At 55.1% G+C, this 20,028-nt stretch carries 22 protein-coding genes and 1 pseudogene; 17 read left to right on the top strand and 6 right to left on the bottom strand.

Translation table 11 applies throughout. The features are described from left to right. Positions 1 to 102: 102 nt before the first annotated feature. Both P346_RS10910 and sstT read left to right on the top strand, forming a co-directional pair. The gene (locus P346_RS10910) at positions 103 to 1,071 is read left to right on the top strand and encodes a TerC family protein (RefSeq protein WP_032659789.1); all 969 of its coding nucleotides are present in this window, start codon (positions 103 to 105) and stop codon (positions 1,069 to 1,071) included. A gap of 271 nt (positions 1,072 to 1,342) precedes the next feature. Continuing rightward, complete coding sequence (sstT, locus tag P346_RS10915) at positions 1,343 to 2,584, top strand: serine/threonine transporter SstT (protein ID WP_032659787.1); 1,242 nt, start codon at positions 1,343 to 1,345, stop codon at positions 2,582 to 2,584. A 139-nt stretch (positions 2,585 to 2,723) separates the two neighbouring features. Here sstT and P346_RS10920 read toward each other — a convergent pair whose 3' ends face one another. Both P346_RS10920 and uxaC read right to left on the bottom strand, forming a co-directional pair. Continuing rightward, positions 2,724 to 4,211: a UxaA family hydrolase gene (locus tag P346_RS10920; RefSeq protein WP_032659784.1), complete on the bottom strand. Its 1,488-nt coding sequence runs from the start codon at positions 4,209 to 4,211 to the stop codon at positions 2,724 to 2,726. A gap of 17 nt (positions 4,212 to 4,228) precedes the next feature. Then, positions 4,229 to 5,641, bottom strand: a complete 1,413-nt coding sequence (gene uxaC, locus P346_RS10925; protein ID WP_032659782.1) for a glucuronate isomerase — start codon at positions 5,639 to 5,641, stop codon at positions 4,229 to 4,231. Between the two features lie 475 nt (positions 5,642 to 6,116). On the opposite strand from uxaC, the gene P346_RS10930 reads away from it, so the two are divergent. From P346_RS10930 to P346_RS10980, 11 genes are all read left to right on the top strand, one after another. Further along, complete coding sequence (locus tag P346_RS10930; RefSeq protein WP_023309287.1) at positions 6,117 to 7,415, top strand: MFS transporter; 1,299 nt, start codon at positions 6,117 to 6,119, stop codon at positions 7,413 to 7,415. A gap of 190 nt (positions 7,416 to 7,605) precedes the next feature. Further along, entirely contained in the window at positions 7,606 to 8,382 is a 777-nt protein-coding gene (exuR, locus tag P346_RS10935; RefSeq protein WP_023309288.1) for a transcriptional regulator ExuR, read from the top strand. Between the two features lie 344 nt (positions 8,383 to 8,726). Continuing rightward, entirely contained in the window at positions 8,727 to 9,389 is a 663-nt protein-coding gene (gene yqjA, locus P346_RS10940; RefSeq protein ID WP_024906405.1) for a DedA family general envelope maintenance protein YqjA, read from the top strand. A 2-nt stretch (positions 9,390 to 9,391) separates the two neighbouring features. After that, on the top strand, positions 9,392 to 9,775 hold the full coding sequence (gene mzrA, locus P346_RS10945; RefSeq protein WP_032659779.1) for an EnvZ/OmpR regulon moderator MzrA: 384 nt from the start codon (positions 9,392 to 9,394) through the stop codon (positions 9,773 to 9,775). 142 nt (positions 9,776 to 9,917) lie between these two features. Continuing rightward, a complete protein-coding gene (locus P346_RS10950) occupies positions 9,918 to 10,286 on the top strand; it encodes a DUF1090 domain-containing protein (RefSeq protein WP_032659776.1) in 369 nt (122 codons plus the stop codon). Positions 10,287 to 10,317: 31 nt separating this feature from the next. Then, entirely contained in the window at positions 10,318 to 10,623 is a 306-nt protein-coding gene (locus P346_RS10955) for a DUF883 family protein (protein WP_008503141.1), read from the top strand. A 1-nt stretch (position 10,624) separates the two neighbouring features. Continuing rightward, positions 10,625 to 11,017: a phage holin family protein gene (locus P346_RS10960; protein ID WP_023333540.1), complete on the top strand. Its 393-nt coding sequence runs from the start codon at positions 10,625 to 10,627 to the stop codon at positions 11,015 to 11,017. A 2-nt stretch (positions 11,018 to 11,019) separates the two neighbouring features. After that, positions 11,020 to 11,316 carry a YqjK-like family protein gene (locus tag P346_RS10965; protein WP_032659774.1) on the top strand — a complete coding sequence of 99 codons (297 nt, stop codon included), beginning with the start codon at positions 11,020 to 11,022 and terminating at the stop codon, positions 11,314 to 11,316. Positions 11,317 to 11,570: 254 nt separating this feature from the next. Continuing rightward, positions 11,571 to 11,963, top strand: a complete 393-nt coding sequence (locus P346_RS10970; protein ID WP_023309292.1) for a DoxX family protein — start codon at positions 11,571 to 11,573, stop codon at positions 11,961 to 11,963. Positions 11,964 to 12,034: 71 nt separating this feature from the next. Continuing rightward, positions 12,035 to 13,021 (top strand): glutathione S-transferase family protein, encoded by a 987-nt coding sequence (locus tag P346_RS10975; protein WP_032659772.1) that lies wholly within the window; start codon positions 12,035 to 12,037, stop codon positions 13,019 to 13,021. Between the two features lie 231 nt (positions 13,022 to 13,252). Continuing rightward, complete coding sequence (locus P346_RS10980; protein ID WP_029739660.1) at positions 13,253 to 13,618, top strand: DUF805 domain-containing protein; 366 nt, start codon at positions 13,253 to 13,255, stop codon at positions 13,616 to 13,618. A gap of 46 nt (positions 13,619 to 13,664) precedes the next feature. Here the strand turns inward: P346_RS10980 and P346_RS10985 are convergent, their stop codons facing one another. Continuing rightward, entirely contained in the window at positions 13,665 to 14,567 is a 903-nt protein-coding gene (locus P346_RS10985) for a LysR family transcriptional regulator (RefSeq protein WP_029739659.1), read from the bottom strand. Between the two features lie 104 nt (positions 14,568 to 14,671). On the opposite strand from P346_RS10985, the gene P346_RS10990 reads away from it, so the two are divergent. Then, positions 14,672 to 15,373, top strand: a complete 702-nt coding sequence (locus P346_RS10990; RefSeq protein WP_023309295.1) for a pirin family protein — start codon at positions 14,672 to 14,674, stop codon at positions 15,371 to 15,373. A gap of 81 nt (positions 15,374 to 15,454) precedes the next feature. On the opposite strand, the pseudogene P346_RS0121695 reads toward P346_RS10990, so the two are convergent. Continuing rightward, positions 15,455 to 15,601 (bottom strand): annotated as a pseudogene (locus P346_RS0121695) (serine dehydratase subunit alpha family protein); the annotation flags it as partial. A 219-nt stretch (positions 15,602 to 15,820) separates the two neighbouring features. On the opposite strand from P346_RS0121695, the gene P346_RS0121690 reads away from it, so the two are divergent. Genes P346_RS0121690 through P346_RS11000 form a run of 3 tightly spaced genes read left to right on the top strand, consistent with a single transcriptional unit; the run spans position 15,821 to position 17,097 of the window. After that, positions 15,821 to 16,270, top strand: coding sequence for an STM2901 family protein (locus P346_RS0121690; protein ID WP_032659769.1), 450 nt, complete (start codon positions 15,821 to 15,823; stop codon positions 16,268 to 16,270). Between the two features lie 2 nt (positions 16,271 to 16,272). Then, positions 16,273 to 16,590 (top strand): DUF1493 family protein, encoded by a 318-nt coding sequence (locus P346_RS10995; RefSeq protein ID WP_032659767.1) that lies wholly within the window; start codon positions 16,273 to 16,275, stop codon positions 16,588 to 16,590. Positions 16,591 to 16,611: 21 nt separating this feature from the next. Further along, positions 16,612 to 17,097 carry an Hcp family type VI secretion system effector gene (locus P346_RS11000; protein WP_032659764.1) on the top strand — a complete coding sequence of 162 codons (486 nt, stop codon included), beginning with the start codon at positions 16,612 to 16,614 and terminating at the stop codon, positions 17,095 to 17,097. Between the two features lie 75 nt (positions 17,098 to 17,172). Here the strand turns inward: P346_RS11000 and P346_RS11005 are convergent, their stop codons facing one another. Both P346_RS11005 and pflB read right to left on the bottom strand, forming a co-directional pair. Then, a complete protein-coding gene (locus P346_RS11005) occupies positions 17,173 to 17,583 on the bottom strand; it encodes a Spy/CpxP family protein refolding chaperone (RefSeq protein WP_032659762.1) in 411 nt (136 codons plus the stop codon). A 149-nt stretch (positions 17,584 to 17,732) separates the two neighbouring features. Next, positions 17,733 to 20,027 (bottom strand): formate C-acetyltransferase, encoded by a 2,295-nt coding sequence (gene pflB, locus P346_RS11010; RefSeq protein ID WP_032659759.1) that lies wholly within the window; start codon positions 20,025 to 20,027, stop codon positions 17,733 to 17,735. Position 20,028 lies beyond the last annotated feature (1 nt).

The raw sequence follows: 20,028 nt of genomic DNA, 5'->3' as shown, positions 1-20,028 counted from the left end.
TAAGTGAGACCTTGCCGGAAGGCGAGGTCTATGCATAAAAAGCTAACGGCTATCGTCTTCTGACCATGGCCGTTTTTGTTTTTTATGTGTAAGGAAAATAGTATGCATTCTGTCGGCACTCCAATGTTGTGGGGCGTATTCGCGGTTGTCGTGCTCATCATGCTGGCGATCGACCTCTTTTTGCAGGGGCGTCGCTGCGCACACGGCATGAGCATCAAACAGGCTGCGGCCTGGTCTCTGGTGTGGGTCACCCTCTCCCTGCTCTTCTGTGCCGCCTTCTGGTGGTACCTGGCCTCGACCGAAGGCCGCGCGGTGGCCGATCCTCAGGCGCTCGCCTTCCTCACCGGTTATCTGATTGAAAAAGCCCTGGCGGTTGATAACGTCTTCGTCTGGCTGATGCTGTTCAGCTACTTTGCCGTGCCTGCGGCACTGCAGCGCCGCGTGCTGGTTTACGGCGTGCTGGGCGCGATTATCCTGCGTACCATCATGATCTTCGCCGGCAGCTGGCTGATTACCCAGTTCGAATGGCTGCTGTACGTCTTCGGCGCGTTCCTGCTGTTCACCGGGGTCAAAATGGCGCTGGCGAAAGAGGACGGCTCCGCGATTGGCGATCGCCCGCTGGTGAAGTGGATCCGTGGTCATCTGCGCATGACCGACAAGATCGAGAGCGAGCATTTCTTCGTGCGCAAGAACGGCCTGCTGTTTGCCACCCCGCTGCTGCTGGTGCTGATTCTGGTTGAGCTGAGCGACGTGATTTTCGCGGTCGACAGCATTCCGGCTATCTTCGCGGTGACCACCGACCCGTTCATCGTCCTGACCTCAAACCTGTTCGCCATTCTCGGCCTGCGTGCGATGTACTTCCTGCTGGCAGGCGCGGCGGAGCGCTTCTCGATGCTGAAGTACGGTCTGTCGGTGATCCTGGTGTTTATCGGCATCAAGATGCTGATCGTCGATTTCTACCATATCCCGATCGCCATTTCGCTCGGCGTGGTGTTTGGCATTCTGATCGTGACGCTGATTATCAATACCTGGGTTAACCGCCAGCACGATAAGAAGCAGCAGGTGGAATAAAACATTCGGTGCGGACTGATGCCCTCACCCCGACCCTCTCCCACAGGGAGAGGGGGAAATGCAATGTAGGCCGGGTAAGCGTAGCGCCACCCGGCACTTTCGTTAATCAATAGTTAAAAAACATGACGCAACACGTAAAATCCAGCATTTTACGCTTCCCTCCCAAGACACTTTCCCTATACTCGACCAGGCAAACATTTACTTACATCCGGACATAAATGTGACTAAGAGCACATCCGGGATGGAACGCAATTTCACTTAAGGAACCTCCATGACCACATCCTCGTCTGGTCTGTTTGCGCGTCTGTCGCGCGGCAGCCTCGTTAAGCAAATACTGGTTGGCCTTGTGCTCGGCATCGCGCTGGCACTGATCTCGAAACCTGCCGCCGAGGCCACCGGCCTGCTCGGCACGCTGTTCGTCGGCGCGCTGAAAGCGGTCGCGCCGGTTCTGGTTTTGACCCTGGTGATGGCCTCAATCGCCAACCACCAGCAGGGGCAAAAAACCAATATTCGCCCGATTCTGTGGATGTACCTGCTGGGTACGTTCTCCGCCGCGCTGACGGCGGTTATCGTTAGCTTTATCTTCCCTTCCACGCTGCAGCTGACCACCGGCGCAACAGACATTACCCCACCTGCGGGCATTGTTGAGGTGATGCACGGCCTGCTGATGAGCATTGTGGCAAACCCGATTCACGCGCTGATCAACGCCAACTATATCGGCATTCTGGTGTGGGCGGTGGGCCTGGGCTTTGCCCTGCGCCATAGCAATGACACCACCAAAAACCTGATCACCGACGTTTCTAATGCCGTGACCTTTATCGTGACGGTGGTGATCCGCTTCGCACCGATTGGTATTTTTGGTCTTGTCGCCTCGACGCTGGCAACGACCGGTTTTGGGGCCTTGTGGGGCTATGCCCAACTGCTGCTGGTACTGATCGGCTGTATGGCCGTGGTGGCGCTGGTGATTAACCCGCTGCTGGTGTTCCTGCAGACCCGCCGTAACCCGTACCCGCTGGTGCTGATGTGCCTGCGCGAAAGCGGCGTGACCGCCTTCTTTACCCGCAGCTCTGCGGCGAATATTCCGGTCAACATGTCGCTGTGTGAGAAGCTGAATCTGGACCGCGATACCTATTCCGTCTCAATCCCATTGGGGGCGACCGTCAATATGGCGGGGGCGGCAATTACCATCACGGTGCTGACGCTGGCGGCGGTCAATACGCTGGGTATCCCGGTGGATCTGCCAACGGCGCTGCTGCTGAGCGTCGTTGCTGCGCTCTGTGCCTGCGGCGCATCCGGCGTGGCGGGCGGTTCCCTGCTGCTGATCCCGCTGGCGTGTAATATGTTCGGCATCCCGAACGAGATCGCCATGCAGGTAGTTGCGGTGGGCTTTATCATCGGCGTATTGCAGGACTCCTGCGAGACGGCGATTAACTCCTCCACCGACGTGATGTTCACCGCCGCCGTATGCCAGGCGGAAGACGCGCGTTTAGCGAAGAACGCCCTGCGCAGTTAAAAACAAAAGCCCGGTGGCGGCTACGCCTTACCGGGCCTACAGGGTAAACGCAAAACGGCAACCCTGAGGTTGTCGTTTTTAGGGTTTGTACCCTCTCCCCGTGGGAGAGGGCCAGGGTGAGGGCATCAGGCCGCACCGATTAAAGCGTCACACCGCTCTTAAAAATCGCCAGCTCGCGGAAGTCGTTCTTCTCGTTGCAGGTCTGCTTGCCGTTAGCAATTTCCACGATAGCGTCCACGAACTCCCTCAGCAGCTGCGGCATCGCTTTGCCGTGGATCAGCTGGCCCGCATCAAAGTCGATCCAGTGCTTTTTCTTTGCCGCCAGCTCGCTGTTGGTGGCGATTTTCACCGTCGGCACAAAGCCGCCGTAAGGCGTGCCGCGACCGGTGCTGAACAGCACCATATGACAGCCTGCACCCGCCAGCGCGCTGGTGGCGACCGCATCGTTGCCCGGTGCGCTCAGCAGGTTCAGACCGTGCGTTTTCAGTCGCTCGCCGTAGCGCAGAACGTCAACCACCTGGCTCGCGCCCGCTTTCTGGGTGCAGCCGAGGGATTTCTCTTCCAGCGTGGTGATCCCGCCCGCTTTGTTACCCGGCGACGGGTTCTCGTAAATCGGCTGATTGTGGGCAATGAAGTACTGTTTGAAATCGTTCACCATGGTGACGGTTTTTTCAAACGTCTCTTCGTCACGGCAGTGGCTCATCAGAATACGTTCCGCGCCAAACATTTCCGGCACTTCGGTCAGCACCGTCGTGCCGCCGTTGGCAATCACGTAATCCGAGAAGCGGCCCAGCATCGGGTTGGCGGTAATGCCGGAAAGGCCATCAGACCCGCCGCACTCAAGCCCAAACTTCAGCTCGCTCAGCTTGCCAGGCTCGCGCCTGTCGTGGCGCATCACCTCATAAAGCTGGTGAAGCTGTTCAACGCCCGCTTCCACTTCGTCATCCTGATGCTGGCACACCATAAAATGCACGCGCTCAGGGTCGAATTCGCCCAGCGTGTCGCGGAAGGCGTCCACCTGATTGTTCTCGCAGCCCAGGCCAATCACCAGCACCGCGCCCGCGTTCGGGTGGCGCACCATGTTTTGCAGCATGGTGCGGGTATTGATGTGGTCGTCACCCAGCTGCGAGCAGCCGTAGGTGTGACTGAACAGATGCACGCCGTCAGTGCCTTCGGCATCGTTGGTCTCTTTCAAAAAGCGCGTCTGGATCTGACGCGCAATACCGTTGACGCAGCCAACGGTCGGGAGGATCCACAGCTCGTTGCGGATCCCCACCTCGCCGCTGGCGCGACGGTAGATCTGCACCTCACGATCTGCCGCCTGCCCGGCTTCCGCCTGGAAATCAGGTTGATAGCTGTACTCGTCCAGATCGCTCAGATTGGTGCGGGTATTGTGGGAGTGAATATATTCACCCGGCGCAATATCCGCCAGCGCATGACCGATGGGCAAACCGTACTTCACCACATTCTCCCCTTTCGCAATGGGGATCAGGGCAAACTTGTGTCCACGAACGATCGCCTGACGCAGGGTGACACTCTGGTTATCCACGGTCACTACGTCGCCTTCAGCGAGATCCGTCAGCGCGACGGCCACATTATCCAGCGAATGGATTTTGATGTATTGCATATCAACCTCAAACGGCCTTAGTTCAGTTCAATGGCGAAGTAGTCACGCGCATTGTTAAAGCAGATGTTTTTCACCATTTCGCCCAACAGCTGGATATCCGCTGGCGCTTCGCCTGCGTGCACCCAGCGGCCAATCATCTGGCACAGAATGCGGCGGAAGTATTCATGACGGGTATAGGACAGGAAGCTGCGGCTGTCGGTCAGCATGCCGACAAAGCGGCTCAGCAGGCCCAGCTGCGCCAGCTGCGTCATCTGACGCTCCATGCCGTCTTTCTGATCGTTGAACCACCAGCCGGAACCGAACTGCATCTTGCCCGGCATCCCTTCGCCCTGGAAGTTGCCGACCATGGTACCCAGCACTTCGTTATCGCGCGGGTTCAGGCAGTACAGGATGGTTTTAGGCAGCAGGTTTTGTTCGTTCTGTTTGCTCAGCAGTTTTGACAGCTCTTCCGCCAGCGGACGGTCGTTGATGGAGTCGAAGCCCACGTCAGCGCCGATCAGTTTGAACTGGCGCTGGTTGTTATTGCGCAGCGCCCCGATGTGGTACTGCTGTACCCAGCCGCGACGCGCGTATTCCGCACCGAGGAATACCAGCACCGCCGTTTTAAACTGCGCCACTTCGTGCTCGCTTAAGCCTTCGCCAGAAAGACGACGTGCCAGCATGCTGTCCAGCTCGGCTTCGTTTGATTCTGCAAACAGCACCACGTCCAGCGCGTGGTCAGACACTTTACAGCCGTGCGCCGCGAAGTGATCCAGACGTTTGGTCAGCGCGGTTTGCAGGTCAGCAAAACGACGGATGTCGGTATCCGACACTTCCGCCAGCTTCGCCATGTAGTCGATGAAGGTAGCCTGCTCAATGTTGAAGGCTTTGTCCGGGCGCCAGCTTGGCAGCACTTTGATATCGAAAGAGGTGTCTTTCGCGACAACAGCATGATGCTCCAGGGAGTCGATCGGATCGTCGGTGGTGCCCACCATCTTCACGTTCATCTGCTTCATGATGCCGCGCGCGGAGAAGTTATCCTGCGCCAGCAGCGCGTTGCAGCGATCCCAGATTTCATCCGCGGTCGTTGGGGAGAGCAGTTTGCCGGTGATGCCAAACGGACGGCGGAGCTCAAGATGGGTCCAGTGGTAGAGCGGGTTGCCGATGGTGTGCGGAACGGTCGCCGCCCAGGCGTCAAATTTCTCGCGGTCGGTCGCATCGCCGGTACACAGGCGCTCAGCCACGCCGTTGGTGCGCATGGCGCGCCATTTGTAGTGGTCACCCTTCAGCCAGATGTCATACAGGTTTTTGAAGCGATAATTTCCGGCAACCTGCTGCGGCGGTAAATGGCAGTGGTAGTCGAAAATCGGCTGGTCTTTTGCGTAGTCGTGGTACAGGCGGCGAGCAAATTCGGTATCTAACAGAAAATCTTCGGTCATAAACGGCGTCATTATCGTCTTCCTCATTACGGGAGCGCAGAAAGCGTATGTTCATATGCTGCAAAGTTATCACACCAATTTCCACCAACCGAAGCTTTTTTCGTGAGTGAGATCAATAAACGCCAACAAATAAATTACCCTCAATGGAGTAAACCCTTCTGCAGCCCCCGCCATTACTGGCTTTGCGCGCAACGGATAATGTCCCCACAAAGAATCATACATTTGTGATGTCACTCACCTTTTAAAGTTGTATGACAAGTTATCTTTTCGCCGTCGCAAACTATAAGCCGACGGAATGCATTACCGGTGTGAGAGACATCGGGTTTAACGGTACGGATACCGACTTATGCACGCTTACTTATGGCAAGGTTCGGGCCGTTCCGGGACATGCTCCTGGTTACGCCCCTCCCGTTACACAACTGCTCCCGGAAACGGTTGAGAGGTTGCCGTGCTCTGGCGCGGAAATAACATAACGATGAGGTTTTAGATGCGTAAAATTAAAGGGTTACGTTGGTATATGATCGCACTGGTGACGTTAGGCACCGTGCTGGGCTACCTGACGCGTAACACCGTGGCAGCAGCAGCGCCAACGTTGATGGAAGAGCTGCATATCTCCACGCAGCAATACTCCTACATCATTGCCGCCTATTCCGCGGCTTATACCATCATGCAGCCTGTTGCTGGCTATGTGCTGGATATTCTCGGTACCAAAATCGGTTATGCCTTCTTCGCCATCGCCTGGGCGGTGTTCTGCGGTGCAACCGCGCTGGCAGGCAGCTGGGGTGGACTGGCGCTGGCGCGCGGTGCGGTCGGTGCGGCTGAAGCCGCGATGATCCCGGCGGGCCTGAAGGCCAGCTCCGAGTGGTTCCCGGCGAAAGAGCGCTCCATTGCGGTCGGCTACTTCAACGTAGGCTCGTCCATCGGGGCGATGATAGCGCCGCCGCTGGTGGTGTGGGCCATCGTGATGCACAGCTGGCAAATGGCGTTTATTATCTCTGGCGTGCTGAGCTTTGCCTGGGCGATGGCGTGGCTGGTTTTCTATAAACACCCGCGCGATCAGAAAAAACTCTCCGAAGAAGAACGTGAATACATCATTGGCGGTCAGGAAGCGCAGCATCAGACCAACAATGGCAAAAAAATGACCGTCTGGCAGATCCTGGGCACCCGTCAGTTCTGGGGTATCGCCCTGCCGCGTTTCCTGGCTGAACCGGCCTGGGGTACCTTTAACGCGTGGATCCCCCTGTTCATGTTTAAAGTCTACGGCTTTAACCTGAAAGAGATCGCGATGTTCGCCTGGATGCCAATGCTGTTCGCTGACCTGGGCTGTATCGTGGGCGGCTACCTGCCACCGCTGTTCCAGCGCTGGTTTGGCGTGAACCTGATCGTTTCGCGTAAGATGGTGGTGACCATGGGCGCGCTGCTGATGATCGGCCCGGGCATGATCGGCCTATTCACCAGCCCGTACGTTGCCATTGCCCTGCTGTGCATCGGTGGCTTTGCGCACCAGTCCCTGTCCGGCGCGCTGATTACGCTCTCGTCTGACGTCTTTGGTCGTAACGAAGTGGCAACCGCCAACGGTCTGACCGGCATGGCCGCCTGGACCGCGAGCACCATGTTTGCACTGGTGGTCGGCGCGCTGGCGGATACCATCGGCTTCAGCCCGCTGTTCGCGGTGCTGGCGATCTTCGACCTGATGGGTGCGGTGGTTATCTGGACGGTGCTGAAAAGCAAATCGGCAGAGGAGCTGGCGAAAGAGTCCCTCGGGAAACCGGCGACGCAGAGTTAGCATTGTTGTGCCGGGTGGCGGCTTCGCCTTACCCGGCCTACACCACCCAACGAAACCGTAGGCCGGGTAAGCGCAGCGCCGCCGGGCATTTAAAGGCCGCTCAGTAGCGGCTTTTTTAATGGCAAAATCTGGAGAGTGGCACGCAAAAGTGGTATAACAAATCATCTGCCGTACCCTGCCTGGAGCGCATATGGAAATCACCGAACCACGTCGTTTATATCAACAACTTGCTGCGGAGCTGAAAGATCGCATCGAGCAAGGGGTCTATCTTGTCGGTGATAAACTTCCCGCCGAGCGCTTTATCGCGGATGAAAAAAGCGTCAGCCGCACCGTGGTGCGTGAAGCAATTATCATGCTGGAAGTGGAAGGCTACGTTGAGGTACGCAAGGGCTCCGGCATTCACGTGATTTCTAATCTGCCGAAACACTCTCCCGTCGCGGACGAAAGTCTGGAATTCGCCAGCTATGGCCCCTTCGAGCTGCTCCAGGCTCGCCAGCTGATCGAAAGCAATATTGCTGAGTTTGCAGCCACGCAGGTGACCAAGCAGGACATCATGAAGCTGATGGAGATCCAGGAAAATGCCCGTAAGGAAAAATGTTTCCGCGATTCAGAGTGGGATCTGCAGTTCCACGTTCAGGTCGCCCTGGCAACCCAAAATACGGCGCTGGCGGCAATCGTAGAAAAAATGTGGACTCAGCGCGTTCACAACCCGTACTGGAAAAAACTGCACGACCATATCGATTCACGTACCGTCGACAACTGGTGCGACGATCACGACCAAATCCTTAAAGCGCTGATTCGTAAAGATCCGCATGCCGCCAAGCTGGCGATGTGGCAGCACCTGGAAAACACCAAGCAGATGCTGTTCAACGAAACCAGCGATGACTTCGAATTTAACGCTGACCGCTATCTTTTTGCCGATAATCCGGTTGTTCATCTCGATACGGCTTCCAGTGCCGCAAAATAGATGACCTTTCTGCTGGCAGGCGCTACGTCGCGCCTTCCGGCTTACATGGGTAAGCAAAACATATATAGTGTCAGCCTTTGTAAATCCCCTCGCTCACTTCCTGGGCTTACGCCAAAATCAACTCACCCCTGCAAATTCTGTGACGCAGAACGTTGGGCTTTGTTACAATTGGATTCAATTCCTTATTTTGTAAGTTAGTGCTTGCTAACCAGCCAATTAACAGGGAACAGTGTTGGCCACACCGCAATGTGTCCGCGAGCGACCATAATGAAATCACAACAATGTCGCCGTGCTGTTTGTCCCGGATAACAGGCGTGACGTTAACCGATTTCCAGGAACACTGAATGGAACTTTTGACCCAACTACTGCATGCCCTCTGGGCGCAGGATTTTGAAACGCTGGCCAACCCTTCCATGATTGGCATGCTCTATTTCGTCTTGTTTATGATCCTGTTCCTTGAGAACGGTTTGCTGCCTGCAGCCTTCCTGCCCGGTGACAGTTTGCTGGTGCTTGTCGGCGTGCTGTGTGCCAAAGGGGCGATGGCGTTTCCACACACCATTTTATTACTCACCGTTGCGGCCAGCCTCGGCTGCTGGGTGAGCTATATCCAGGGAAGATGGCTGGGCAATACCCGGATCGTCCAGAACTGGCTCTCTCATCTTCCCGCGCATTATCACCAGCGGGCGCACCATCTGTTCCACAAGCACGGGCTTTCCGCGCTGCTGATTGGCCGCTTTATCGCCTTTGTTCGCACCCTGTTGCCGACCATTGCCGGTCTGTCGGGGTTGAGCAGCACGCGCTTCCAGTTCTTTAACTGGATGAGCGGCCTGTTATGGGTGCTTATTTTGACGACGCTCGGCTATGCGCTGGGTAAAACGCCGGTCTTTATGAAATATGAAGACCAGCTGATGTCCTGCCTGATGCTGCTGCCTGTGGTTCTGCTGGTCTTCGGCCTGATTGGCTCACTGGTTGTCCTGTGGAAGAAGAAATACGGAGCCAGAGGCTAACGATGGTTATCTCACCGCTCGCCCTGCGCCGTTTTGCCGTTGCCGTGATTACGCTGTTCGTCCTCTGCGCCATGCTGCTGGCATGGAGCGCGCTTTCGCATCAGGAATCGACGCTGGCCATCCGCCCGGTAAACCAGGGTGCCAGCGTGCCTGACGGTTTTTCTGTCTGGCATCATCTGGATGCGAACGGGATCCGCTTTAAGAGTATTACCCCGCAGGACGACGTTTTACTGATCAAGTTTGATTCCCGTGCGCAAAGTGCCGCCGCGAAAGTGGTTCTCGACCGTACGCTGCCGCACGGGTATATCATTGCCCAGCAGGAAGATGACAGCCAGCCTGCAGCCTGGCTCTCATTAATTCGCGATACGTCGCATCGGTTCGGATAACTTCCAGGATTCCGAATCTTTTCACTCACTTTGGTGAATCCCCCGTTTACTTACTATGCTTAAGTACGCGGAGCACCCCTCGATGTACTCCGCATAACTTTGGATAGCGGCTAACGCCGCAACACAATGGAAGGTTTCGATAATGAAATTCCGCATTACTCTGGCTCTGGCCCTTTTTTCTTTAAGCACAGCATCCTTCGCAAACTCTCTCTGTCAGGAGAAAGAACAGGATATTCAGCGTGAGATCGGTTATGCCGAAAAGCATAACAATCAGCACCGTGTTGATGGTCTTAAAAAAGCGCTGAGCGAAGTGAAAGCGAACTGTTCAGACAGCAAGCTTCGTGCCGATCACAAGAAGAAAATCGCTGAACAGAAGGACGAGATAGCCGAGCGCCGTCGCGACCTGCAGGAAGCGAAAGAGAAAGGAGATGCGGAAAAAATTGCTAAGCGCGAGAAGAAGTTGAAAGAAGCGCAGGATGATCTGAAAGCGCTGGAAGCTCGCGATTATTGAGTTAACGGAAATCTCAACAGGAGAGAGAATCATGTCAAAAGATACGACGTCTGAACATCTGCGCGCTGAACTGAAATCCCTGGCCGATACCCTTGAAGAGGTGCTGAACTCCTCTGCTGACAAGTCAAAAGAAGAGGTCAGCAAGCTGCGCAGCAAGGCGGAGCAGGCGCTGAAAGAGAGCCGCTATCGCCTGGGTGAAACCGGTGATGCACTGGCGAAACAGACCCGCGAAGCGGCTGCGCGCGCGGACGAATATGTGCGTGATAATCCATGGACGGGTGTAGGGATTGGTGCCGCAGTGGGTGTGGTACTGGGTGTCCTTCTGACGCGTCGTTGATATGGAAGATCCTCGTCACGCACAAGGGCCTGCTAACAACGTCCTCGGCATCGGCCAGCGTATTTTAACGACGCTGGTCGGGATTGCCGAAACGCGCGTCCGGCTGGCAGTGGTCGAGCTGGAAGAGGAGAAAGCCAACCTCTTCCAGATGCTGCTGATGCTCGGGCTGACCATGCTCTTTGCCGCGTTTGGTCTGATGAGCCTGATGGTGTTAATCATCTGGGCCATTGATCCCCAGTATCGTCTTAACGCGATGATTGCCACCACCGTCGTTCTGCTGGTAGCAGCGTTGATAGGCGGTATCTGGACGCTGCGTAAAGCGCGCAAGTCCACTTTCCTGCGCCATACGCGTCAGGAACTGGCGAACGATCGCGCCCTGCTGGAGGATGACTAGCCGTGAGCGGTAAAGCCGAACGTCAAAAGCGAAAAGCGTACCTGTTAAGCCAGATCCAGCAGCAACGGCTGGATCTGTCTGCCAGTCGTCGCGACTGGATTGACGCGACGCGACGGTTTGACCGGGGCTGGAATACCGTCCTGAGCCTGCGTTCATGGGCGCTGGTCGGCAGCAGCGTGATGGCTATCTGGTCCGTTCGTCATCCGAACATGCTGATCCGCTGGGCTCGTCGTGGATTCGGCGCCTGGAGCGCCTGGCGTCTGGTGAAAGCGACGATCCGTCAACAGCAGTTACGCTAGCCTTCTCGCCGGGTGGCGGCTACGCCTTAACCGGCCTACTTGCAAGCGTAGGCCGGGTAAGCGCAGCGCCACCCGGCAAATTCTCCTCCCCTCTCCCTTACTCAATATCTTTGAATTAGATTGACAGTTTTCCTTGCTAACAATTACCCCCCGCCCCGTTTATTATCCTCTCCATCGACAGCAACGCCGCGGTATCTACCCGGAATTGCAGACAAATAATGTTCAGCCGCTCATGTGGTTTCCTGGAGAGTAAAATGAAAAAATTAGAAGATGTTGGTGTACTGGTCGCGCGTATTCTGATGCCAATTCTGTTCATCGTGGCAGGTTGGGGAAAAATCACCGGTTATGCGGGTACCCAGCAGTATATGGAAGCCATGGGCGTTCCGGGGTTCCTGCTGCCGCTGACCATTCTTCTTGAGTTCGGCGGCGGCCTGGCGGTACTGTTCGGCTTCCTGACCCGTACCACCGCGCTGTTTACCGCAGGCTTCACCGTGCTGACGGCGTTCATCTTCCACAGCAACTTTGCGGAAGGCGTGAACTCTCTGATGTTCATGAAAAACCTGACCATCGCGGGTGGCTTCCTGCTGCTGGCCGTCACTGGCCCGGGCGCATACAGCATCGACCGCGTTCTGAATAAGAAGTGGTAAGCACGCTATACTGAATGAACATAAAGCGAGGAGACATCTCCTCGCTTTTGCTATCTGACGGAGGAGAAAAAATGGGACAACTCGTAGACGGCGTATGGCAGGATGTCTGGTATGACACCAAATCCACCGGAGGTCGCTTCAAGCGCTCAGTTTCGGCCTTCCGTAACTGGCTGACCGCCGACGGTGCGCCTGGCCCGAGCGGCGAAGGAGGCTTCGCGGCTGAGAAAGACCGTTATCATCTATATGTTTCGCTTGCCTGCCCGTGGGCACACCGCACGCTGATTGTGCGCAAGCTTAAAGGTCTCGAATCCTTAATCCCGGTTTCGGTCGTGAACCCGCTGATGCTGGAAAACGGCTGGACGTTTGACAGTGATTTCCCCGCGGCGACCGGCGACGATCTTTACCACCACGATTTCCTTTACCAGCTCTATCTGCGCGCCGATCCCCATTACACCGGGCGCGTTACCGTGCCGGTGCTGTGGGACAAGAAAAACCAGACGATTGTCAGCAACGAGTCAGCGGAAATCATCCGCATGTTCAATACCGCGTTTGACGCGCACGGCGCCCGTGCCGGAGATTACTATCCGGTTGAGCTGCGTGAGAAAATTGACGAGCTGAACGGCTGGATTTACGACAACGTCAACAACGGTGTCTACAAGGCCGGTTTCGCCACCAGCCAGGAAGCGTATGACGAAGCGGTTGGAAAGGTGTTTGAATCGCTGGAGCGTCTCGAGCAGATCCTGGACAAGCATCGCTACCTGACGGGCGATCGCCTGACGGAAGCGGACATTCGCCTGTGGACCACGCTGGTTCGCTTCGATCCTGTCTATGTCACCCACTTTAAGTGCGACAAGCACCGCATCAGCGATTACCTGAACCTGCATGGTTTCCTGCGTGACATCTACCAGATGCCGGGTATTGCCGACACGGTCGACTTCGACCATATTCGCACCCACTATTTCCGCAGCCACAAAACCATCAACCCGACGGGCATTATCTCCATTGGTCCGTGGCAGGATCTGGATGAACCTCACGGGCGCGACGTCCGATTTGGATAAATATTAAGGGCATCTATTAATACCCTAAATAATTCAAGTTGCGTGAAGGCGGCGACGCAGCGAATCCCCAGGAGCGTACATAAGTACGTGACTGGGGTGAGCGAGGAAGCCAACGCCCAGGCAACTTGAAGTATGACGGGTAAATGCCCTTTTTTAATTCACAATCTCCATCTATCCTTACTTTGATTGCTTAGAAAACAAGTGATTGACCGACTATTGAGGCAAGGAAAAATGGACTGGTATTTAAAAGTACTGCGCAACTACATTGGATTTGGTGGCCGTGCCCGCCGCAAAGAGTACTGGATGTTCGTTCTGGTGAACTTCATCCTCATCATGGTGCTGGGTATTGTGGATAAAATTCTCGGCTGGGAGCGGGCTGGCGGTGAAGGCGTGCTGACCACCATTTATGGCCTGTTGGTCCTGCTGCCATCATGGGCGGTGCTGTTCCGTCGACTGCACGACACCGATCGTTCAGCGTGGTGGTTACTGCTGCTGTTGATCCCGATTATTGGCTGGATCGTGATTTTAATTTTCAACTGCCAGAGCGGGACGCCGGGCGAAAACCGCTTTGGTCCGGATCCGAAGATCGGCGCATAAAAAAAGCCCGGTGGCGCTTCGCTTACCGGGCCTACAAAATACGATTTTATTTATTATATTGCGTGAAAAGCTTCGGAATTTCGCGTAAACACCATGATTTGGCTTCGCCCATGCTGTCACGGCGCCACGCCATAATGATATCCACCTCGTGGCTATATTCCGGGCTGACAACGCGCAGCCGCCCTTCAGCAATGTCTTTTTCAACAAACGGGTACGGCATGGTTGCCACGCCCAGACCGGCCAGCAGCGCCTGCCGTTTGTCTTCCAGCGAGGTCACCGTCAGGCGAGGCTGCTTATCCAGCAGCTGCACCGTCAGCACCGGACGCTCGCGCGCGGTATCCGCCACCGCCACGCCGCGATACTTCACGCGCGTCACCTCTGAAAGCGGCTCCGGCTCCTGATGAATCGGGTGATTGGGTGCGGCAACGTAGACGTTCATCACGCTGTAAAGCTTGCGCGAGTTGATTTCTGATGAGGAACGGAAGTGCATGTCCGGGGCAATGACAATATCCGCCCTGCCCGTTTCCAGACGTTCCCACGCGCCTGCCAGCACCTCGGTGATGATTGACAGCTGCGTATTGGCCTTCGCCGCCAGGCGGTCCACCAGCGGGAACAGCGCTTCAGTCGGCACCAGCGCTTCCGTCACCAGCGTCAGATGGGTTTCCCAGCCGCGCGCCAGCGCTTCGGCGTCCGTGGTGAGCTTATCCGCCGCTTCCAGCAGCACGCGGCCGCGCTCCAGCAGCATTCGCCCCACGTTGGTGAATTTTGTTCGATGACCGGAGCGGTCAAACAGCACCACGTCCAGCTCTTCCTCCAGCTTCTGCATGGTGTAGCTTAGCGCAGACGGAACGCGCCCCAGCTCATCTGCCGCCGCCGCAAAACTGCCGCGCCGGTCAATCGCGTCCATGACGCGAAGCGCCTCAAGCGTCAATGCTCTCTCTTTAGCCATCTCGTTCTCATTCAGGAAATTTGAACATACCGGGCAGAATATCTGGCTAACAATGCAGCGTCCATACCTTTACCATTGTTTTAGTGTAAAGAGAGGTCAAGTTTATGATTACGACAAGAACAGCTAAACAGTGCGGACAAGCCGATTTCGGTTGGCTGCAGGCCCGCTACACCTTTTCCTTTGGACACTACTTTGACCCTAAACTCCTCGGTTACGCTTCACTGCGCGTGTTGAACCAGGAAGTGCTCGCCCCGGGCGCCTCCTTCCAGCCGCGTACGTACCCGAAAGTCGATATCCTGAACCTGATCCTGGAAGGCGAGGCAGAATACCGCGATAGCGAGGGCAATCATGTCCAGGCAAAGGCTGGCGAAGCGTTGTTAATTTCCACGCAGCCGGGCATTAGCTACAGCGAACATAACCTCAGCAAAGACAAAACGCTGACCCGTATGCAGCTGTGGCTGGACGCCTGCCCCGAGCGGGAAAATCCGCTGGTACAGAAGTTAGATTTAACGGGCGATAAGCAGCAGCTGATTGCATCGCCGGACGGCAGTAAAGGTAGTCTGCAGCTGCGCCAGCAGGTGTGGCTGCACCATATCGAGCTGAAGAAAGGTGAACAGGCCAGCTTCCAGCTTCATGGTCCGCGCGCCTATTTGCAGTCTATTCACGGTACGGTGCATGCGGTGACGCACACGGAAGAGAAAGAAGCGCTCACCTGCGGCGACGGAGCGTTTATTCGTGATGAAGCGAATATCACCCTGGTGGCGGATACGCCGCTGCGCGCACTGCTGATTGATTTGCCGGTTTAAGATAAACACGCCCCCCTCGCTCGCTCGGTTCCCTCTCCCTGTGGGAGAGGGTTAGGGTGAGGGGTAACGGGTTGGATGAAATCACAACACCTTACTCGCCATAATCTCAATAATCTGCCGGTCCGTTTCCTGCATTGAGCTGCACGCCAGCGCGCACAGGTTTGCGATCGACTGCTCCACATCGTGCGCCACAATCCCCTCGTTGCCCGTTACGGCAGAGTCATCCAGTGTGTTGGTGTGAGAAAATCTTAACCGGAGCAAGGGAGAAAAACTCCCCATGAACTGGAAAAATAACCAAGACTATCTAAGAATGACGCCCTTTAAAAATCATAGCCACCTTGAAAGAACGAATATTTCGGAATTTATAAAGATGAACGCCCTACTCTCAGCCCTTTGTTTTTTATAGGATGACATTTCAGCAAACAATGCAAAGACTATGGTTATACTATGGACACCGTTGAAGAACTCAATGGAACATACTTTTATAAAGGTGTGTGTAACATCTCGGCATCTGAGTTATTTTTTTGGATTTTTCTGGATTCAACCGATGAACAGTTCGGCGGATTAAAGGATGCAGTAATGATGGCCACTATGATTCTTGGTTTACCCATACTTGAAACCAGAACAAAGCCAGAAACGGCTACAATAGGCACATCTGTGGCATCTAAATACCTGCGAGATCTACTGAATGTACAGCTACCACACCGATTACCTACAATTACACTTGCAAGCTTTAAATACAGAAAACCAATGTATACCAAAAATTTAGGTGCGTTCATCGGCCGATGGATACCTGCACTAGGGATAACCATACTTGCTGCAGATGTTGCAATGATAAGTTACAAAACGCTTTCACGATATAATACGATTGCTCACCCAAAAGACCGGATTTGGTGAAGATGAACAGTGAAACTGATGTTTTAAAATTCTTCAGGGACAATTTACCAGAACAAGGAACATTTACGGGCAAGAGAATCCCGCTTGAGATAGATGATGTTTTACAGGATTACACCGATCTGGATGATATCGTATATGCCATTGAGAGATTCGAAAAAGAGTATCTTATCGAAGTTAACACTGAAAATTATTTCCCCTGGACTCAAACCTGGTTTTTCAGAAAATGGTTTACTAAAGAACAGATAAAGCAACTATCAAAGCCATTAACAGTAAGAATGTTTGCCGAAGCGGTAAAAGCAGGTAAATGGATACACGATTGATTTATAAAAGGAGTTTTTATAATGGCCGTACCTGTTCACATTTGGTTCTATGACGACGGTGGTTCACTCATTAAAGGTTCATGTGATGTTCAGGATCGTGAAGGGAGTGTTGAAATTAGAGGTTTAACCCATAACTTGAGTATTCCAACCGATCCACTCTCCGGAAGATTAACCGGAACGAGGAAACACGCGCCTTTTTTGTTCGAGAAGGAAATTGATAGCTCATCTCCCTATCTTTATAAGGCGGTAGCGACAGGGCAAAACCTTAAGAAAGTTGAGATTAGATATTACCGGATTAATGACGCAGGTTGGGAGGTTGAATACTTTAGAACTGAGCTGGAAGGTGTGAAAGTTGTCTCTATCTCCCCTATTGTTAACGATACACGTAACTGTCCTGGTACTGGCCACCTTGAATCTATTCAATTGCGCTACGAAAAAGCGACCTGGACCTATTGCGACGGGAATATTCAATTCTCTGATGCATGGAATGAACGGGCATCAGCATGAAAGTCAGGATCATACCTCACAGAATCCAATTGAAGAGATTCTGTGAGGTTTCATTTTAAGTGATTGATTCCTGGATCACTCTGCCAGCGCGTTAGCCATATCGGTTCTAATCTGCTTACGCTGTTCCGGCGTCAACACCTGGCTGACGTCGAAGTAATATTTCACGCGGTAATAGCGGGTCTGCTCTTCAATTTTACTAAAGGCGGTAAGCTGGCTTTTCACCGTGCTTTCGTCCCATTTACCCGCCTGGAACATGTCGATCAGCGCGCCGTCCTTCACCCCTGTCATCGGGATCTTGCTGACATTTTGTTCCAGCTGCTTATGCAGATCTTCAATCTTCTTAACCTGCTCATTGCTGAGCTTCAGGTGCTGTACCAGCGGATCCTGCGATGGAGACGGGGCAGCCTCAACGTTCGCGGCCTGTGCCGTAAAACTGCACGCTGCCAGCGAGGCGGCGACCAGCGCAATACGGGTCATTTTCATCATCTTACTGTCCTTACATGCTGTTATAGGGAAAAGCAGGCGTATTGTTTTTCAAGAGCGGATGAATATGTGTGAGTAATTATATAAACAATTTTGTATGTTTAGCGGGCAAAAAAATGCCCCCTGCGTTGAGGGGGCATAAGAACTCGCATTTAGATAGATTGGGTAAACGTTCGCGAAATCACATCCTGCTGCTGCTCGCGCGTCAGAGCGTTAAAACGCACCGCATAGCCTGAAACGCGGATCGTCAGGTTCGGGTAATTCTCGGGATGCGCGATGGCATCGAGGAGCATTTCCCGGTTCATGACGTTGACGTTCAGATGCTGCCCGCCCTCAATGGACGCTTCATGATGGAAGTACCCGTCCAGCAGCCCTACCAGGTTGGTTTTGCGCACCAGCTCGTCCTTGCCCAGCGCCTGCGGCACGATGGAGAAGGTGTAGGAGATCCCGTCTTTTGCATAGGCGAACGGCAGCTTGGCCACCGACGTTAGCGAGGCCACCGCCCCTTTTCTGTCGCGGCCGTGCATCGGGTTCGCGCCAGGCGCAAACGGCGTGCCGCCTCGGCGTCCGTCCGGTGTGTTCCCGGTCTTCTGGCCGTACACCACGTTGGAGGTGATGGTCAGGATCGACTGGGTTGGCACCGCGTTGCGGTAGGTTGGCAGCGCCTGAATTTTCTTCATAAAGCGCTCCACCAGGTCGCAGGCGATGCTGTCCACGCGGTCGTCGTTGTTGCCGTACTGCGGATAGTCCCCTTCAATCACGAAATCGACCGCCAGTCCGGTATGGTCGCGCACCGGCTTCACCGTGGCGTATTTAATGGCCGACAGGGAATCCGCCGCCACCGACAGCCCGGCTATGCCGCAGGCCATGGTGCGATAGACGTCGCGGTCGTGCAGCGCCATCAGCGAGGCTTCGTAGCTGTACTTATCATGCATGTAGTGAATGAGGTTCAGGGCGCTGATGTACTGTACCGCCAGCCAGTCCATAAAGTGATCGAGGCTCGCCATCACGGTGTCGTAATCCAGCACGTCGTCCAGCAGCGGCTCGGTTTTCGGGCCGACCTGGATCTTCAGCTTCTCGTCCACCCCGCCGTTGATCGCGTACAGCAGCGTTTTGGCGAGGTTGGCGCGCGCGCCAAAGAACTGCATCTGCTTGCCGATCACCATCGGGCTGACGCAGCAGGCAATGGCGTAGTCGTCGCTGTTGAAGTCCGCACGCATCAGATCGTCGTTCTCATACTGCAGCGAAGAGGTGACGATCGACACCTGCGCGGCGTATTTCTTGAACGCAATCGGCAGCTGTTCAGACCAGAGGATCGTCAGGTTCGGCTCCGGCGCAGGCCCCATGGTGTGAAGGGTATGCAGATAGCGGAAGCTGTTTTTGGTCACCAGCGTGCGCCCGTCCAGACCCATGCCGCCGATCACTTCCGTCGCCCAGATCGGATCGCCGGAGAAGAGCGTGTCGAACTCCGGCGTGCGCAGGAAGCGCACCATGCGGATCTTCATGATGAAGTGGTCGATCAGCTCCTGCGCCTGGACTTCATTCAGGCGCCCCGCCTGCATGTCGCGTTCAATGTAGATATCGATGAACGAGGCCGTGCGCCCCAGCGACATCGCCCCGCCGTTCTGGGATTTCACCGCGGCAAGATAGGCAAAATAGACCCACTGCACCGCCTCCTGGGCGTTGATTGCCGGGCGTGAAATATCAAAGCCATAGTTCGCCGCCATCTGCTGGATCTGCAGCAGCGCGCGCCTGTGCTCCGCCAGCTCTTCACGCAGGCGGATCGTCGCCTCCAGATCTTCACCGCGCTCCAGCCTGCCCTGCAGATCGGCAAACTGAAGTTCGCGCTCGCGCACCAGATAAGCGATCCCGTACAGCGCCACGCGGCGATAGTCGCCGATGATGCGTCCGCGCCCGTAGCCGTCCGGCAGACCGGTCAGCACGCCGGATTTACGGCAGCGCATCATCTCAGGGGAGTAGACGTCAAACACGCCCTGGTTGTGGGTTTTGCGCAGGTCGGTAAACAGGTATTCGAACTGCGGATCCATCTCCCGTCCATAGGCTTCGAACGAGCTGCGGATCATGTTGATCCCGCCATAAGGATGCAGCGCGCGCTTGAGCGGCTTATCGGTTTGCAGACCAACGATCGTCTCCAGATCCTGGTCGATATAGCCCGGCCCGTGGGCCGTAATGGTGGTGGCGATGTTGGTGTCGAAATCCACCGGGGCGTGGGTGGCATTCTCCTGGCGAATGCCGACCATTACCTTCTGCCACAGCGCCGTCGTTGCTGGCGTCGCCTGCGCGAGGAAAGCTTCATCGCCTTCATAAGGGGTGTAGTTATGCTGAATAAAATCGCGGACGTTGACGGCGTTTTTCCATTCTTCACCGCGAAACCCGGCCCATGCGTCGCTGTAGGGCGCGACGCCCGTATCGATAGTTACTTTCATG

Origin of the sequence: Enterobacter sp. DC1, from assembly GCF_000568075.1 — a bacterium.
Taxonomy (GTDB): domain Bacteria; phylum Pseudomonadota; class Gammaproteobacteria; order Enterobacterales; family Enterobacteriaceae; genus Enterobacter; species Enterobacter asburiae.
This window is presented reverse-complemented; position numbering and strand designations above follow the sequence as displayed.

What these genes read in the sequence shown, in the direction of transcription:
- P346_RS10910 (WP_032659789.1), top strand. Translation starts at nt 103, where the DNA reads ATGCATTCTGTCGGCACTCCAATGTTGTGGGGCGTATTCGCGGTTGTC.
- sstT (WP_032659787.1), top strand. Translation starts at nt 1,343, where the DNA reads ATGACCACATCCTCGTCTGGTCTGTTTGCGCGTCTGTCGCGCGGCAGC.
- P346_RS10920 (WP_032659784.1), bottom strand. Translation starts at nt 4,211, where the DNA reads ATGCAATACATCAAAATCCATTCGCTGGATAATGTGGCCGTCGCGCTG.
- uxaC (WP_032659782.1), bottom strand. Translation starts at nt 5,641, where the DNA reads ATGACGCCGTTTATGACCGAAGATTTTCTGTTAGATACCGAATTTGCT.
- P346_RS10930 (WP_023309287.1), top strand. Translation starts at nt 6,117, where the DNA reads ATGCGTAAAATTAAAGGGTTACGTTGGTATATGATCGCACTGGTGACG.
- exuR (WP_023309288.1), top strand. Translation starts at nt 7,606, where the DNA reads ATGGAAATCACCGAACCACGTCGTTTATATCAACAACTTGCTGCGGAG.
- yqjA (WP_024906405.1), top strand. Translation starts at nt 8,727, where the DNA reads ATGGAACTTTTGACCCAACTACTGCATGCCCTCTGGGCGCAGGATTTT.
- mzrA (WP_032659779.1), top strand. Translation starts at nt 9,392, where the DNA reads ATGGTTATCTCACCGCTCGCCCTGCGCCGTTTTGCCGTTGCCGTGATT.
- P346_RS10950 (WP_032659776.1), top strand. Translation starts at nt 9,918, where the DNA reads ATGAAATTCCGCATTACTCTGGCTCTGGCCCTTTTTTCTTTAAGCACA.
- P346_RS10955 (WP_008503141.1), top strand. Translation starts at nt 10,318, where the DNA reads ATGTCAAAAGATACGACGTCTGAACATCTGCGCGCTGAACTGAAATCC.
- P346_RS10960 (WP_023333540.1), top strand. Translation starts at nt 10,625, where the DNA reads ATGGAAGATCCTCGTCACGCACAAGGGCCTGCTAACAACGTCCTCGGC.
- P346_RS10970 (WP_023309292.1), top strand. Translation starts at nt 11,571, where the DNA reads ATGAAAAAATTAGAAGATGTTGGTGTACTGGTCGCGCGTATTCTGATG.
- P346_RS10975 (WP_032659772.1), top strand. Translation starts at nt 12,035, where the DNA reads ATGGGACAACTCGTAGACGGCGTATGGCAGGATGTCTGGTATGACACC.
- P346_RS10980 (WP_029739660.1), top strand. Translation starts at nt 13,253, where the DNA reads ATGGACTGGTATTTAAAAGTACTGCGCAACTACATTGGATTTGGTGGC.
- P346_RS10985 (WP_029739659.1), bottom strand. Translation starts at nt 14,567, where the DNA reads ATGGCTAAAGAGAGAGCATTGACGCTTGAGGCGCTTCGCGTCATGGAC.
- P346_RS10990 (WP_023309295.1), top strand. Translation starts at nt 14,672, where the DNA reads ATGATTACGACAAGAACAGCTAAACAGTGCGGACAAGCCGATTTCGGT.
- P346_RS0121690 (WP_032659769.1), top strand. Translation starts at nt 15,821, where the DNA reads ATGGACACCGTTGAAGAACTCAATGGAACATACTTTTATAAAGGTGTG.
- P346_RS10995 (WP_032659767.1), top strand. Translation starts at nt 16,273, where the DNA reads ATGAACAGTGAAACTGATGTTTTAAAATTCTTCAGGGACAATTTACCA.
- P346_RS11000 (WP_032659764.1), top strand. Translation starts at nt 16,612, where the DNA reads ATGGCCGTACCTGTTCACATTTGGTTCTATGACGACGGTGGTTCACTC.
- P346_RS11005 (WP_032659762.1), bottom strand. Translation starts at nt 17,583, where the DNA reads ATGATGAAAATGACCCGTATTGCGCTGGTCGCCGCCTCGCTGGCAGCG.
- pflB (WP_032659759.1), bottom strand. Translation starts at nt 20,027, where the DNA reads ATGAAAGTAACTATCGATACGGGCGTCGCGCCCTACAGCGACGCATGG.